Origin of the sequence: Streptomyces sp. NPDC004658 (assembly GCF_040609555.1) — a bacterium.
Lineage (GTDB): Bacteria > Actinomycetota > Actinomycetes > Streptomycetales > Streptomycetaceae > Streptomyces.
This window is the reverse complement of the sequence record NZ_JBEXKG010000021.1, coordinates 59,422-74,875: the sequence shown is the minus strand read 5'-3', so window position 1 is coordinate 74,875 and position 15,454 is coordinate 59,422. Positions and strand designations below refer to the sequence as shown.

Sequence of the window (15,454 nt, the reverse complement as noted above, 5' to 3'; positions counted from 1 at the left end):
CAAAGGCCACGGCGTTCACCAGGCGATGCTCGGCATCGCCAGGCTCCACAACCTGGCCCTCACTCGATAACTCACACCCCATACGGGACAACCTCGAGCTGAGTCAGGTCGGCGGGCAATGGGGCGGAGTCCTCCCATCCCGGCAGGACCTGCGTGCGGCACCAGGCCACCTCACGCACTCCTGCGTCCAGCGCGAGCCAGTCAGCAGGGTCGGCGACATCAAGCGTGCCGTGAAGCGGCGCGCCTCCCGCGAGCCGCGTCGCTGCCGCTGTCCCGTCCCCGATGTCCTCAAGCATTCCCGCCCCTCCAGCAGTCGTACCAGGTGATCGTAGAGGCGGGGTTCGCGCAGAACGCGCGAAATAGGGCCCGTGATCGCCGAGGGCAGGCCGCCGCCCGGCACCCTGCCCACCAGAAGCCGAACGCGGTGACATCGCCCCTGCTTCGCTTGCCACTGGTGACAGGTAGCACGCCGCACCGGTGACAACCACCATGCTCTGTCCCACTGAAGCCGCAGGTCAGCGGATGCCTATGGTGACAACTACCGTGCTTTGGCACACCCTCGTCGGCGGCAGCTGCACGGTCTGGTGCCCCCAAGCAGTCATCGAGAGAGGATCCTCCCGTGAGCCATCCCCTGCCGCCGTTGCCGAAGCCCGAGTTCGCCTTGATCGCCATCGAGCTGCCACCCGAGGTGCCCACCGAGATCGCCGTCGACCTCAGGACAACCGGCATCCCAGGCGGGTTGATCGGGTACGAGTACCGGCCGCTGAGCGAGCCGGCGCACTTCGGGGGGATCGGTGAACGGGGGGTGGTCGCCATCGCGACGAGTGGCCTGTTCGAACGCATCGCCATCGATGTGGCCAGCGGGCGCATAGTGCATATACCCTATATCGGGTCATCGAGGGTGAATCGCGTCAACAGTGACCTCGCCTCCTTTAACCGATGCGTTGCGGCTGTGATCGCACTCTTCCCGTTCTACGCGGAGGACGACGAGGAGGGGTTCGAGGAGGTGGCGGAAGAGCTGCGCGAGCTCATCTCCGGCATCGACGCCACTGCCCTCGCGGGCGATGGGTTCTGGGAGACCTTCTGCGACGACGTGGCGATCGGAGACTATGCGGACTGGGAAGCGTGATCCCGGATCGGCCCCGGCGCCGATCAGCCATCCAGGGCTCAGGCCCTGGTCAGCGGTGCAGCCGTCTACGAACCGCGTCCGCGGCACCCTCGCGTCGCAGCACGGTCACCCGTATGCAATTCGCCAGTTCCGACCTACTCGGCGGGTCAGGGCTTCTATGCTGGCCGCCCGGTTGTGTAGCCAGAGGGGCGGGATTCGCTGTGCTTTCGAGGTGGCTTGCGGCTGTGGTGGCAACAGGATTCGTGTGGGCCTTGAGCTGCACACCCGCGAACGCTACGGCGGTGGCGGGAACGTGGACCGTTTACGCGGGTCCCAAGGCGTGCCTGGACTACCGAGCGGACTGGGGCGTATACGTCACCGGCTGTAACGGCAGCACCTACCAGACGTGGTACTTCGACCCGGACGTCCCGAAAACGGCGCTGCGCCAGAGGGCGAGCGGCTTGTGCCTGACGGTGCGCAGCGGGCAGCCGGCGATGCGGGCATGCAACGCGGCCGACCCGGCGGCCTTCTGGCACGTGGCGGGCCCGACGCTGTCGATCAACAACGACTACTACCCATTCAACTGTCTGGGGCGGATGACCAACGACCGAGTCAACCTGCCCATCTGTTCCGGCGGTGAGTCGCAGGTCTGGTACATGTGGACAGAGCCACGTCCCTGAGCGTCGGCGCCGACAGGATCGCATACAGCACCGATGGGGCCCGCCAAACCGACTGCGTTTCATCACCTGGGACGGCCCACTTCGTCGGTAGCCCGGGATGGCTCCCGGGTCGGCTACTCGTCGGCTGGATCCTCGTGGGGGTACCGGACGGCCTCTTTACGGCCTGTTCCACCTCGTACCGGCCGGCCCCGGTGGCTCTTCGGCGTGCGTGGTGACGGCCCCTTGTACGGCCTCGGCCGCGTCGCGTCATCGACGCCACTGGGCCTCATAGGTCGTCACCAGTGAGGCCCACGAGCTTCGCGCGTGCTTCCTCGGCGGATCGTTCCAGCTCGACCCACTCATCGGGGACCTCTGTCACGGGAACGGATCCTAGGCGCCGAGCGCGGCGCCCAGGCGACCAGCATCAGCGACCGATCGGGTACAGCTTCCGGTGGAAGGCATGCGTCATGACCTGGACGCTGCCGGAGCCGATGCTCGCCGCCCCCGTGTCCGACCCGAACCCTGCCCCAGCTGTGGGCGGCCGAGGCGAAGTTCGACGGTTCTCCAGACACTTGAAGTTGTCTCATCCGAGTGAGGCCGCAGCATCTCCCTGCACAGCTCCGACTGGTGCCGGAAGACTGCAGGTTGCCGGAGTGGTGACGATGCCTGTGGGGTGGTCGCGTGCAACTGTTCTTCACCGACCAGCGGAAGGTCTGGAAGGTCGGCCAGGTCGCGGGGCTGAGTCGTTCAGAGCTGTCAGCTCTGTTCGCCCGGCGTCCGGCGCCTCCGGGTACGCCGATCCTGCTGGATGAAGCGATGCGCCCGGTCGAGCCGGTGTCGTCGTGGTTCCGGTCGCTGGCGCTGGAACGCAAGGACGCGAAGACGATGCGGTCGTACGCGTACTCCGTGCTGATGCTGCTGCACTTCCTGCTGGCCCGTGGGACGGATCTGCAGTCGGTCACGGAGACCGAGCTTCGGGAGTTTCGTCTGTGGCGGCAGGACGAGGCGGAGGAGGTGGTCGGTGACGCCGCGTGGGACCGGGACTGGGCCGCCATCGAGTCTCCTTACCGGTATCTGATCCGGATCGGTGTCGTTGCCCGGCAGCCCTGGCGGGCGACACCGCAAGGTTCCAACCTCGCCAGCAGAGTCCGCCCTGACCTGCGCTTTCGGCACATGGAGCTCGATCAGTACCTCTACCTGAGGGACGTCGGATTCGGAGGACTGACTCCGGACGCCGGACTGGATGTCTCGTTCCGGGGTTGGCGGCCTCACCGAAACCGCGCCGCCTGCGAGCTGGCGCTGATGACGGGGATGCGCATCCAGGAGTGGTCCACCTTGCTCCTGCCCGAGCTCGGTCTGGTGGATGGCCGGCGGCCGGCGTTCGCGGACGTCGAGCTGAAGGCTTGCGCCAAGTTCGGACGGCCGCGCTCGGCCTATGTCGCGCCGGACCCGATGGAAGTGCTCGGTCCCTACCTGCTGCTCGAACGTCCGGAGATCGTGGCGAAGGCCCAGCGATCACTTCGACGGCGGCACCGAGAGCTGTTTGTGATCCAGCGACTGGAGGCCGACGGCACGAGGGTCCGCGGGGTACTCGACGGCCGGACGATCACGCGCACGGTCAAGAACATGAAGCCGGACCTTCGGCGTCTGGCGGTGGTGGAGACCGGTGACGGCCTCGATCCGCTGGCGCTGTTCATCGGTCAGGGCGGCAGGATGCTCACCTTCTCGGCTTGGGACAAGATCCGGTGGAGGGCCTGGGACCGGATGAAGGCGTGGGCCGGCGACCGGCACGGGCCGGTGCTGCCCAGGCGGTGCTGGGTCTACCACGACCTTCGGCACACCTTCGCCTTCGACGCCGACAGCCGCGGCGAGGCCATCGGCTTCGGGCCCGGCGCTGACCAGATGCGTTCGGCCTTCGCTGCCGTCCGGGAGAAGGCCGAAGCCCTCCGAGCGAACGGAAAGGCCCAGCGAGGGGACGTTCGCGTCGAACACGGCCTGCTCAAGCGCACGCACCTGTCGATCCGGTTCGGAAAGCTCAACCACTGCACCCTGGACGAGAACAACCCCGTCGGCGCGAAGTGCCTCGAAGACGCCGTCGTGCCCCCTGGACACCGAGGCCCACTCATCGACCGCTGCCAGCCCGCACGCTGCAGCAACAGCATCATCGCGCCGGAACACCTGCCGATCTGGCAGGCCGAGCACGCGTCCCTGACCAAACTGCGGAGCCTTCCCGCACTCCCGGCGAACCGCAGAGCCCTGATCGACCAGCAGATCCGAGATGTCGAATCGCGCTCACCAAGGCAGGAGAATCATGACCTCTCCCGCCCGGCCCGGTCTCTCCGTCACGGCCGAGAAGGCCCTTCGAGAGGCCATGGAACGGCTCTTCACTGGTCGGCCCCTGCGTACCGACGGAAAGCTCATGCGTACCGACGGAAAGCTCACCAAGCAGAACCTCTGGCGGGAGGCAGGCGTCAGCCGGGCCACGATGAACCGGGCAACCGCAGTGCTCGTCGACTGGGATAACCACCTCAGCCAGAGCACGGCAAGCAAACACCACCAAGCCCAGGCCGCGGAGATCGCCCGTCTTCGCCGCCGACTGCGAGACAACCGAAACGAGCGACAACGACTCCAGGACGAAGTCGACGCCGCCGCCACGGTCATCGCAGCCTGCTCGCGGAGAACATGCCCTGCGCGAGCAGATCACCCAACGCTCAGCCGTCGTCATCCCGCTCGACCGAGCACACGCCACACGCGAGTGAAGGTGGCATGGAACCAGCCTCGGGCCGACAGGCCAGTGGTCCACAGATCCCGCAACGCTGGGATGCACGGTGTGACCAGCAGGTATCGACGGCGTTTGTGGGACTACACATAGGTTGTGTTGGCCTGTGTCCGGTATGTCCTCCTAGCCTCGTGAGTGGAAGTGATCAAGCAGGTCACTGATCGCTGAGACGAGGAGGTGCTGGACATGGCCGAGTACACGCTGAAGGACAAGGTCGCGGTCATCGGCGGGGGCGAGAAGAACCTGGGCGGGCTGCTCAGCAGGACGTTCGCCGAGGCCGGGGCCAAGGTGGTGGTGCACTACCACACAGCGGAGAAGGAGGCCGAGGAGACCGTCCAGGCCATCCAGGACGCCGGCGGGCAGGCGGTGTCCGTCCAGGGGGACCTGACGGACGTCGCGAACGTGCGTCGGCTGTTCGACACCGCAGTGGACACCTACGGCGGCGTCGACGTCGCGGTGAACGCGACCGGGATGGTGCTGCGCAAGCCGATCCTGGAGACCACTGAGGAAGAGTACGACCGCATGTTCGGCATCAACGCCAAGGCGGGGTACTTCTTCATCCAGGAGGCTGGGCGCCGCCTGAACGACCACGGCAAGATCATCAGCCTGGGCACGTCCCTGCTGGCCGCCTTCACCGACGGCTACTCCACCTACGCGGGCGGCAAGGCGCCGCTGGAGCACTTCACCCGGGCGGCGGCCAAGGAATTCGCCGACCGGTCCATCTCCGTGAACGTAGTGGCGCCAGGGCCGATGGACACGCCGTTCTTCTACGGCCAGGAGACCCCGGAGCGGGTTCAGTTCCACAAGTCGCAGGCCATGGGCAACCAGCTCACCCACATCGAGGACATCGTCCCGCTGATCAGGTTCCTGGCCACCGAGGGCTGGTGGATCACCGGCCAGACGCTGTTCGCCAACGGCGGCTACACCACCCGATAAGCCCGCACCACCAGTGCCGGCCGCGACTATGTGGGTGCGGCCGGCCCGGGGCGGGAGCGACCCGTATCCGACTCCGCCACGCAGGAGACAAGAGATGTCTGCCGAGCTGACCGATCCCGCGGTGGCCGCGTTCGTCGCCGCGGTCAACGCGGGCGACCGGGAGGCGTTCTTCGCCGCGCTCACCGATGACGCCACGATGTCCGACGACGGCACCGACCGGGACCTGCGAGCCTGGGCGGAGCGCGAGATCTTCTCCTCGAACGGCCGCATGGACGTCGAGGACGTCTCGGCCGACGGCCGTACCCTGATGGCCACCTACACCAACTCGACCTGGGGCAGCATGCGCACCCGGTGGGTCTTCACCGTCTCCGGGGGCCGCGTCAGCCGCTTCGAGACCGGACAAGCCTGACCACTGGCTCTCCGCCGGGCCGTCGCCGGCCACTCCTTCTTGGCACTTTTAGGAGCTGCCATGTCACAGCTGATTGTTCTGGTGACCGGTGCGTCCACCGGCATCGGCCGCCTGACCGCCCAGACACTCGCAGGCGCCGGGCACACGGTGTACGCGAGCATGCGCGATGTGGCCGGCCACAATGCAGCAAACGCCGCCGCCGTACAACAGTACGCACAAGACAACGGGGTGGATCTGCGGGTGACGGAGCTGGATGGCTGCGACCAGGAATCGGTCGGCGAGGCCGAGGGCCGGCTCCTTGCCGCGCACGGCCACATCGATGTGGTGGTGCACAACGTCGGGCACATGACCGTCGGCCCCGCCGAAGCGTTCACGCCCGAGCAGCTGGCCGCGCTGTTCGATACCAACGTCTTGGGAGCGCACCGGGTCAACCGTGCGGTCCTGCCGCGCATGCGGCAGGACCGGGCCGGGCTGCTGGTGTACGTGGGGTCCACGACCAGCCGCATGATCTACCCGTTGCTCGGCCCGTACTGCGCGGTCAAGGCCGCCTTCGACACCCTCGCCCAGGCCGTGCGCTTCGAGGTCGCCCGGTACGGCATCGAGGTGGTTACCGTGATGCCTGGTGCGTTCACCACCGGCACCGAGCACTTCCCCAAGGCCACCCATCCGGCCGACACCACCACTGCGGACGCCTACAAGGAACTCGCGGGCATGACAGAGACGGTCACCGCAGCCCTGCAGGCGATGGCCCCTCCCGGCGCGCATCCGCAGGCCGTGGCGGACGAGATCACCCGCATCGTGGGTCTGCCTGCGGGGAGCCGGCCCCGATCGCGGCCGATGGTGGACTTCCTCCACGACGGCGCCGAAGAGATCAACGACACCGCCGATGCCCTGCAAGCCGTACTGCTGGAGCGCCTGGGCCTGGCTGATCTGCTGACCCCGCGCAGCACTGTCTCGAAAGAGACCCGATGAGCAGTGGTGACAATGCGGTGGAGCGGGGCGGGCTGCTGCGGCGGGTGATGCGCGGTCGGGATCCCGGCGAGGAGCACCGTGCCTCCACCCCGCTGGAGCTTTTGTTCGACCTGACGTTCGTGGTCGCGGTCTCGCAGGCCGCGGCCCAGCTCCACCACGCCCTGGCCGAAGGCCATGTCGCCTCCGGGCTGCTGGGCTATGCCGCCGTCTTTTTTGCGATCTGGTGGGCCTGGATGAACTTCTCCTGGTTCGCTTCCGCCTACGACACCGATGACGTGCCCTACCGGCTGCTGACCCTGCTGCAGATGGGCGGTGTCCTGGTCCTGGCCGCCGGGGTCCGCGCGGCGTTCGACGGCGACTTCACCCTCGTCGTCGCCGGGTACGTCGTCATGCGCCTGGCGATGATCTCCCAGTGGCTGCGGGCCGCCATCGAGCATCCCGAGGGCCGACCGGGAGCGCTGCGTTACGCGGCGGGGATCGCCGTCGTCCAGGCCGCATGGGTCGCCCGGCTGTGGGCGCCGGGCGTGTGGGCGCCGGCCACGTTCGTCGTGCTGGTGGCGGCCGAGCTCGCGGTGCCGGCCTGGGCGGAGTTCCGGGGCAGCGCCACCAGCTGGCATCCGGGACACATCGCCGAACGCTACAGCTGCTTCACGATCATCGTCCTCGGCGAGGTCATCCTCGCCTCACTGGTGGCTGTGCAGTCCGCGGTGACCGGCCATGGCCTGTCCGAGCCCGTCGTGCTGATCGCGGTGGGCGGGCTGCTGCTCGTCTTCGCGCTGTGGTGGATCTACTTCACCGGCAGCGACGCCGCGCTGACCAGCCTGCGCACCGCCCTGGTCTGGGGTTACGGGCACTACGGCGTCTTCGCGGCCCTGGCCGCCATCGGCGTCGGCCTGGAAACCGCACTGGACGCCACCGAGCACCACGCGCACCTGTCCGTCCAGGCCGCCGCCCTGACTGCGGCTGTCCCCGTGGTGATCGCGCTGGTACTGCTCGGCGTCCTGCACCGCATGACCGGCACCGGCGCCGTCGGGCACGGCCTGCTCGTCGCGGCCGGTGCCCTCGCGGTGCTGGCTCTCGCCTTCGCCGCACCCGCACTGGGCATCGGGCCTGCGGTGCTGGGCATGGGCCTGACCGTCGCCGCGACACTGACGGCGAACCTCGCCGTCTACCGCCACCGCAGGAGGATGAGCTGAGGTGGGCCTGGACCTGAACAAACTGGAGCACCTTATCGCGGTGGCCGAGGAGGGCAGCATCACCCGCGCCGCCGCCCGCCTGCACCTGTCCCAGCAGGCTCTGTCCACCTCCATCCGCGTCCTGGAACGCGAAGTGGGCGTACCCCTGCTGGAGCGCACCGCCACCGGCGTATCCCTGCTGCCCGCCGGCACCGCCCTGGTCGAGGACGCCCGCGTACTGCGCGGCACGGCACGCTCCGCCCTCCAGCGCGCCCGCCGCATCGGCCGCGGCGAGAAGGAACTGCTGCGGCTCGGCCACACCCCGGCCGTCACCGGGGAGGAGGTCATCGCCCTGCTGCGGCAGGTGGGTGCCGTCCACCCCCAGCTGGCCACCGACGTCAACCAACGCTACCCACACGAGCTGACCGCTGCCCTTCTGACCGGAGACCTCGACATCGGACTGTGCCGGGCGATGACCCCGCCGCACGGACTGACCCGCACCACCCTGGGCCACCAACGCCTCAACATCGCGGTCCCCGCCGACCACCCCCTAGCCACACGCACGTCCGTGGCACTGTCCGAACTCGCCGACCAGCACTTCATCGTCTGGGGCCACCCCGGCTACTCCGGATACACCGATCTGCTGATCAGCCACTGCCGCGCGGCAGGATTCGAGCCCCGCACCGACCGCACCACCCTGCAGGGCACCCCGCCCGTCACCGCCGTCATCGGCACCGACCGCTGCGCCTTTGTCACCACACCGCCCGGCCCCGCCGCCGGCGGCGCCGTACGCATCCTCGCCCTCGACCCACCCCTGTACGTGCCCCTGCACGCCCTGCACTCCCCCTGGGCCACCAGCCCAGCCAGAGACGCGTTCCTCACCACCGCCACCCTGTGATCACACGCCGTCGGCCGATTCCGCCGTCGGAGCCGTCCAGGACGTTTCATGAACTCATTTCGGGCTCATGGCGTCTTCGTCACCGACACCGGAAAAGCGCCGCGGTACCTTGACCGATGGGGCCCCCACTGCTGAGCCGGGACGCCGGGCGGCTGGTGCTGCGCTCACGCAAGAGATCCGAACTCGCGGCCTCTTTCCCGGAGGTGCGCTCCGCCGCCGCGTAGCTGCCGGACGCCACGGCGCTGGACGGGGAACTGGTGGTGTGGGAGTCCGGACGGCCGGCCTTCGAGCGGCTACGGCAGCGTTCCAATCGGCGCGGTGCCGGCGCCGACCTCCCCGCCCGGCGGTGGCCCGCCCACTTCGTCGCCTTCGACCTGTTGCGGCTGGCGGGCACCGACACGACCAGGTGGCCCTACCGGCGTCGCAGGGCGGCTCTGGAGCGGCTGTTCGCCGAGCACCGGCTGACGTCGCCGTGGACGCTGTGTCCGTCCACCACCGACCCGGCCACCGTCCGCGAGTGGCTGACGGAGTGGACCGCGGTCGGTGTCGCCGGACCTGGACCACCGGCTCACGAGGGCCGGACACTTCATGGCGGAGGAGGCGCCCGACGAGATCACGCAGGCGATCCGCGACCTGCTGCTCCGCTGAGCCCGCCGACCGGGCCACGGCGGCAGCGGGCGAGCTCCGCGATCCGGCGACCGCCGACCAGCCCGCTTCCCTACGGCCGCTGCCGCGGCCCGGGGAACAGCACCGACGTTCAGCAACGGACCGGGCGTGGGCGGGGAGGGCCGCTGATGAGCCCCGGGGAACCGGCCGTCCCCGTCCCACACGGTCAGGCCATTTCGACGTAGTGGTGGACCCGGTCGAAGCGCCGGGCCGCCACGTCCCTGCGGCGGACCACCCAGTGGGCCACGCCGGAATCCAGTTCCGTGACGTCGTCGCCGCACCTCCAGGTGGCCAGGAGAGCCCAGTCGTCGGCGCCCGCTCCGTGGGCCGTACCGCCCTGCTCGGGGGAGCCGGCCTCCTCGGGATCACGGGCGTAGTGGACGGGGTCGTTCTGGGGCGAGACCGGGTGGCCGCCGATCTGCAAGGCCCAGGAAGGACGGTAGCCGCCCACGTCTGCCCAGGCGTCGGCGAGTTCATCGGCGAGTTCGAACTGCTCGTCCTCGGGGAACTCGCCCCATCTGTCGAGGGCGAAGCTCTCCGGCATCTGCGCGCTCGGCTGATGCCAGACCGTGCGGAGCTCACGCGGACGGTACGGCTCGCGCCAGCTGTGTTCGAGGGGGCTCGGAGTTGCCGGGGTCCCGGCGGGGACGTACAGCACCGCGTCGGACACCTGTCCCCCGATGCCGTGGACATCGGTGCCGGAGAAGAGGAGCAAGTGGCCGTCGGCGGGGAGCGGGAGGCCGGTGGCGCCCGGCGGGAGAGCCGCGAGGTCGACGGAGGCCACGAAGGGCTCGGACGGCCTCGGGGTGCCGTGCGGCAGCAGGGGGTCGCCGCCGACCCGGGCCACGAGGGGACCGTCACCGCCCTCCGCCAAGTACACCGCCGGGCGGGCGACACGTATCCATTCCTCCACCTCCTCCGACGGCAGACCCCGGGATGCCGCCTCGGCCCGGAAGCGGTTCATTCTGTCCACGCTCGCGTCGGTCACCGGCCCACCCTAACGGGGTTGTGCGAGGCCATCGGCAGGACCGAACTCGCTGCAGGGAGAGACAATGTGGCGCTCCTGACCTTCGAAACGTGATGTCGGCGGGGACTGACGATGTGTGATCGACGCGGTATGCCGGTGGTGTGAGGTATCCGCAGGGTGGCGGGCTGACGCCCGGACGGCAGGTGTTTTGCGAGCGGATCCGGCTGGAAGCCGCCGAGCGATTCGCTGCCCGTGCCTCGAATCCGCACGCTGGCCATCCGCCCGGTCCTGATGCGGGCCGGGCTCCTCGACGATGCTGACAAGCCCACGCGGTTCTCCGTCTCCGGCAGCCGACCCGCACTCCGTACATCACAGCTCCGGTGCCGCCGCTGCCGCCTCGGGCACCGCGCCAGTGCGCGGACTGATACGCCTGGATTGCCTGGTTCAGCCCTGGAGGGTGGCGAGCCAGTCGGTCAGCAGGCGGTTGACCTCGTCGGGGCGCTCCTGCTGGATCCAGTGGCCGCAGCCGTCCAGGAGGTGGGAGGCCGACAGGCCGGGGAGGGTGGTGGGGTGGGCGTCGATGGCGTCGGACATCCAGGTGGTGGAGGCGTCCAGGGCGCCGCCGACGAACAGGGACGGCTGCTTGATCGGGGCTCCGCGGTGCGGGGCGAGGTCTTCCCAGTCCCGGTCCATGTTGCGGTATCGGTTGAGTGCGCCGGTCAGGCCGGTGCGCTCGAACTCCCCGGCGTAGACGTCGAGGTCCTCCTCGCTCAACCAGGCCGGGAGCGGGCCGGCGGGGAAGCGGTCGCGCAGCTGGCCGCCGCCGCGGGCGACGAAGTGCGGGTCGGGCTCGCCCCGGGCGGGCATGGTGTCGGCGGACAGGGCCGCGTAGAAGCCCGAGAGCCAGCCCCGGACGTCGGGCTCGATCTCCGCCTCGGCGCGGCCGGGCTCCTGGAAGTAGGAGACGTAGAACTCCTGCTCGGGGCCGCCGATCTGTCCGAAGATGTCGCTGGGGCGGGGCCCGCCGGGCGGCGCGTAGGGGACGCTCAGCAGGCCGACGGCGCGGAAGACCTCGGGGTGGAGCAGGGCGGAGGCGGCGGCGATGTTGGAGCCCCAGTCGTGGCCGACGACCACCGCGCTTTCCTCGCCGAGGGCACGCACGACGGCGACGTTGTCCTCTACCAGATCGAGCATTCGGTAGGCGTCGGTCGCCTCCGGCTTGGAGGAGCGGCCGTAACCTCGCACGTCGATCGCCACCGCCCGGTAGCCGGCCGCGGCGAGGGCCGGGAGCTGGCGGCGCCAGGAGTACCAGGACTCGGGGAAGCCGTGCACGAGCAGGACCAGCGAGCCGGTGCCCTGCTCGACCAGGTGCAGACGCCCGGCCGGGGCCTCCACGGTGCGGTGGCGGAGTTCGGCGGTCGGCTCGAACTGCATGGGCTTCTCCTCGGTTTGCGGCGACGCGGCTATCCATCGATCATGCGGCGCAGCACCCGCCGACGCGACCGGCCTTGCCATTCTGGCAACCTTGCAGGACAGAGGGGTGCGGCGGCAGGGCAAGAAGGAGCGTGACAGGTGGCAGTCGACGACGTGGACGGCACACTGGCCGCGATGGGGCCCCGGTTGCGGGCCGCACGCGAGCACCACGGCGCGACGCTCGCCCGTGTCAGCTGCACGACCGGCATCTCGCCCAGCACGCTGTCCCGGATCGAGACCGACCGACGCAAGCCCACCCTGGAGGTGCTGCTGCAACTGTCGAAGGAGTACGGCGTCTCCCTGGACGAGCTGGCCGGCACGGCGCCCGCTCCCGCGGCCAAGCCGCGCGCCACCGCGCCGCTGAGCTTCGGCGACGACAAGACAGTACTGCCGCTCACCCGGTACGTCGGCGGCCTGCACGCCCACAAACACGTCCTGCCCGCCCTCGAGGACCCGCCCACGCGGCCCCGTCAGGTCTCCCACGACGGCTACGAGTGGCTGTGCGTCCTGTACGGGCGACTGTGGCTGGTGCTCGGCGACCAAGACCTCATCCTGACACCCGGGGACGTCACCGAGTTCGACACCCGCACCCCGCACGGGGTGGCGAACTCCAGCCCCAGCGGTCCGGTCGAGTACCTGGTCATGTTCGGACCGCAGGGCGAGCGCCTACGGCCGCGCACCCCTCCAGCCGCTGCTCGCGGGACTGGTGGCAGAAAGGCTGCCGAGTGAGCAGCTGTGACAAGCTGCGTGCCTTGTCGGTGGGACGCCGGACGAGGCCCGCACCGGAGTCGCGTCGGCCACTGTGAGCTACCTGATGGAGGGGGAACGATTCGGCTTCCCCGTCCGGGGGACGAAGCGTCCATCCCGCTGCGTTCGGGGGCATCGCCGGCACGATGGCTACGACGCCGGGCCGCCGGCAGAGCGCTGTGCGGCGGCCCGCCGGATCGAGCCGAAGCACGGCAGATGTCACCACCGGCATCCGCTGAACTGCGGCTTCAGTCGGGGCGAAGAACAGTGGTGGTCACCGATACGGCACGCCATCTGTCACCAGCAGCCCGCGAAGCAGCGTCGATGTCACCGCCTCTGCGCCCCGCAGCCGGAATGTGGTTGGGCGCATCACAGGGGTGGACTGGCCCGGCCCGGTGACGTCACAGGGCTCCGGCGTCCCGGGCCGTCCAGACGCTCGGGTAGATCGGCCGGAAGCCGAGTTCCCGACGGATCCGCTGGTTGGACGTGATCCCGAACCACGGGTCGGGGTCTGTCAGCTCATGGAGCCCGACGGGCACCTCGACGCCGTTGAGCTGATAGAGCTCGACCGTCGTGACGGGGGCGTCATCGGCGATGTTGTAGATCCGGCCGGCGATGCCCGGCGCGTACAGCAGGCGCATCAGGCCTTGGGCGACGTCCGCATGGTGGGCCATCTGCAGGCGCTGGTGCGGTGCCCAGCGGGCAGCCCAGTGCAGGACGTCGGCGAGGTGCGGGTCGCCTTCGCCGTAGACGAAGGGGAGCCGTCCGATGCGTACGTCCAGACCCTTGAGCGCGAGCAGTTCGCGCTCGGCCTCGGCCTTGGACTCGGGATAGGCACCCCACATCGCGCCGCCCGGCCGGCTCTCGTCCTCCTCGGTCAGCGGGCGGCCCCGTCCGACGCCGTACACGTTGTTCGTGCTGACCTGCACGAACCGCTCCACACCCAAGGCCTGCGCGGCGCGGCCCAGGGCCACCGCGGCGTCCCGATTGACGGCCCATGCCTCCTCGTCCGGCACCCCGCGGAAGGAGGCGGCGACGTTCACGACGGCGTCCACGCCGGCGAGCGCCTTGCCGAGTGTCTCCTCCTCGCGCATGTCTCCCACGGCGACCTGGGCGCCCAGCTCCGCGAAGCGCTCGCCGCGGGCAGCGTCCCGTACAAGGACGCGCACCTGCTCGCCCGGCTGCTGCTGGGCCAGCAGCCTCGGCACGAAGCGGCGTCCGACCTGTCCCGTCGTACCGGTCACCAAAGTCAGCATGATGTGCTCCTCACCTCACGCACTGTGTCGCCTGTCGTTGATGACCAGCCTCGGCGGATGCGGGGACGAGGAGGAGAGACCTCTTCATCAGAGGATCGGGAGTCCCTGGATAAGCCGGCCGGCCTCGCGCACCCTGGAGAGGTGAACCGAGCCGAACTCGCCGACTTCCTGCGCCGCGCTCGCGCCCGCCTGGCCCCCTCCGACGTGGGCCTCACGGCCAGCGCCCGCCGCCGTACGCCGGGGCTGCGCCGCGAGGAGGTGGCCCAGCTGGCCGGCATGTCCGTGGACTACTACACGCGGCTGGAACAGTCCCGGGGCCCGCGCCCGTCCCGCCAGATGCTCACCGCGCTGGCCCGCGCCCTGCGCCTGACGGAGGACGAACGCAACCATCTCTTCCACCTCACCGGTGAACAGCCGCCGCGCCGGGAGGAGACCAGTACGCACGTGCGCCCGGGCCTGCTCCTGGTGCTGGACCGGCTGCATGACACCCCGGCGATCGTGGCCACCGACTGCGGCGAGGTCCTGGCCCAGAACGCGATGTCACGGGCGCTGAGCGGAGACCTCCTCGCCGGCCCGCCCCGAGGACGCAACATGATCCGCCGCTTCTTCCTGGACCCGGCGGCCCAGGATCTGTTCCCGCCCGAGGACCGCCCGGAGCGCGCCCGCGAGCAGGTGGCCGGCCTGCGAGCGGTGGCCTCGGCCCGCCCCACGGACCCCGAACCCGCCGCCCTCGTCGCCGAACTACGCGCCACGAGCGAGGAGTTCGCACGCCTCTGGGACGAACACGAGGTCGCCGTACGCCGCGCCTCCACGAAACGCTTCCGGCACCCCGCGATCGGCATTCTCGAACTCGACTGCGAGATCCTCGTCAACTCCGACCACAACCAGCAGCTCGTCATCCACACGGCCCGCCCGGGCACGGAGTCCTACGAGCGCTTGCAGTTGCTGCGGGTGGTGGGCTTGCAGGACCTGACGCCGACGGGCTCCTGAGCACGAGCGTGTTTTCGAGTGCCCTCCCTGCCCACCGCATATCGCACATCGCACATCGTCCACGATCTGCCATCGGGGCCGGCAGCGGCACAACGTCTCGTTCAAGCGCCTGCCCGATGCCCACGCCGAGCGACTGGCCGAGGGCGTTGGTGATCACGTTGGTCCAGGGCCGGTGCCGGGCCAGGCGTAGGTATATTCGGCGGCCGGTGGTGACGAGCTGGACTGCGGCGGAGAACAGCCGCAGTCGCAGTCGCAGTCGCTTGGGCTCCCAGCGGCGGCCGGTCCTCGGCACCGCCGCCGGTCTGCTGCGGACCTGCGGGTAGGTCGGCTCGATCGCCTCCTTCGCCACCAAGCGCATCGTCTTCCACCACCAGGTCAGCGACCACGGCATCCATCTCATCGCCTGGATCATGATGGGC

The 15,454-nt window shown here is 69.7% G+C and carries 13 protein-coding genes and 2 pseudogenes; 12 read left to right on the top strand and 3 right to left on the bottom strand.

The genetic code is table 11. The annotated features are described in order from the left end of the window. The first annotated feature begins 619 nt into the window (after positions 1 to 619). The 10 genes and pseudogenes from ABZV94_RS11005 to ABZV94_RS10960 all read left to right on the top strand — a co-directional run. On the top strand, positions 620 to 1,129 hold the full coding sequence (locus ABZV94_RS11005; protein ID WP_356339528.1) for an SUKH-4 family immunity protein: 510 nt from the start codon (positions 620 to 622) through the stop codon (positions 1,127 to 1,129). Positions 1,130 to 1,410: 281 nt separating this feature from the next. Further along, complete coding sequence (locus tag ABZV94_RS11000) at positions 1,411 to 1,788, top strand: RICIN domain-containing protein (protein ID WP_356339526.1); 378 nt, start codon at positions 1,411 to 1,413, stop codon at positions 1,786 to 1,788. A 660-nt stretch (positions 1,789 to 2,448) separates the two neighbouring features. Further along, on the top strand, positions 2,449 to 4,290 hold the full coding sequence (locus ABZV94_RS10995; protein WP_356339524.1) for a site-specific integrase: 1,842 nt from the start codon (positions 2,449 to 2,451) through the stop codon (positions 4,288 to 4,290). 442 nt (positions 4,291 to 4,732) lie between these two features. Further along, positions 4,733 to 5,482 carry an SDR family oxidoreductase gene (locus tag ABZV94_RS10990; protein ID WP_356339523.1) on the top strand — a complete coding sequence of 250 codons (750 nt, stop codon included), beginning with the start codon at positions 4,733 to 4,735 and terminating at the stop codon, positions 5,480 to 5,482. 94 nt (positions 5,483 to 5,576) lie between these two features. After that, complete coding sequence (locus ABZV94_RS10985; protein ID WP_356339521.1) at positions 5,577 to 5,891, top strand: nuclear transport factor 2 family protein; 315 nt, start codon at positions 5,577 to 5,579, stop codon at positions 5,889 to 5,891. A 60-nt stretch (positions 5,892 to 5,951) separates the two neighbouring features. Further along, a complete protein-coding gene (locus ABZV94_RS10980) occupies positions 5,952 to 6,863 on the top strand; it encodes an SDR family oxidoreductase (RefSeq protein ID WP_356339519.1) in 912 nt (303 codons plus the stop codon). Beyond that, on the top strand, positions 6,860 to 8,059 hold the full coding sequence (locus tag ABZV94_RS10975) for a low temperature requirement protein A (RefSeq protein WP_356339517.1): 1,200 nt from the start codon (positions 6,860 to 6,862) through the stop codon (positions 8,057 to 8,059). Before ABZV94_RS10980 ends, ABZV94_RS10975 begins: the two co-directional genes overlap by 4 nt. Before the next feature lies 1 nt (position 8,060). Beyond that, positions 8,061 to 8,936 (top strand): LysR substrate-binding domain-containing protein, encoded by an 876-nt coding sequence (locus tag ABZV94_RS10970; protein WP_356339515.1) that lies wholly within the window; start codon positions 8,061 to 8,063, stop codon positions 8,934 to 8,936. 257 nt (positions 8,937 to 9,193) lie between these two features. Further along, a pseudogene (locus tag ABZV94_RS10965) lies at positions 9,194 to 9,415 on the top strand (ATP-dependent DNA ligase); the annotation flags it as partial. A gap of 58 nt (positions 9,416 to 9,473) precedes the next feature. Beyond that, positions 9,474 to 9,584, top strand: a pseudogene (locus tag ABZV94_RS10960) (alpha/beta hydrolase); the annotation flags it as partial. A gap of 184 nt (positions 9,585 to 9,768) precedes the next feature. On the opposite strand, the gene ABZV94_RS10955 reads toward ABZV94_RS10960, so the two are convergent. Then, positions 9,769 to 10,590 carry a DUF1963 domain-containing protein gene (locus tag ABZV94_RS10955; protein WP_356339513.1) on the bottom strand — a complete coding sequence of 274 codons (822 nt, stop codon included), beginning with the start codon at positions 10,588 to 10,590 and terminating at the stop codon, positions 9,769 to 9,771. A gap of 423 nt (positions 10,591 to 11,013) precedes the next feature. Beyond that, entirely contained in the window at positions 11,014 to 12,003 is a 990-nt protein-coding gene (locus tag ABZV94_RS10950) for an alpha/beta hydrolase (protein WP_356339512.1), read from the bottom strand. A 138-nt stretch (positions 12,004 to 12,141) separates the two neighbouring features. Between ABZV94_RS10950 and ABZV94_RS10945 the strand changes: the two genes are divergently transcribed. Next, positions 12,142 to 12,771, top strand: a complete 630-nt coding sequence (locus tag ABZV94_RS10945; RefSeq protein WP_356339510.1) for a helix-turn-helix domain-containing protein — start codon at positions 12,142 to 12,144, stop codon at positions 12,769 to 12,771. Positions 12,772 to 13,190: 419 nt separating this feature from the next. On the opposite strand, the gene ABZV94_RS10940 is transcribed toward ABZV94_RS10945, so the two are convergent. Beyond that, positions 13,191 to 14,045: an NAD-dependent epimerase/dehydratase family protein gene (locus ABZV94_RS10940; protein ID WP_356339508.1), complete on the bottom strand. Its 855-nt coding sequence runs from the start codon at positions 14,043 to 14,045 to the stop codon at positions 13,191 to 13,193. Positions 14,046 to 14,186: 141 nt separating this feature from the next. Between ABZV94_RS10940 and ABZV94_RS10935 the strand changes: the two genes are divergently transcribed. Continuing rightward, positions 14,187 to 15,035, top strand: a complete 849-nt coding sequence (locus tag ABZV94_RS10935) for a helix-turn-helix transcriptional regulator (protein ID WP_356339506.1) — start codon at positions 14,187 to 14,189, stop codon at positions 15,033 to 15,035. Positions 15,036 to 15,454: the final 419 nt, after the last annotated feature.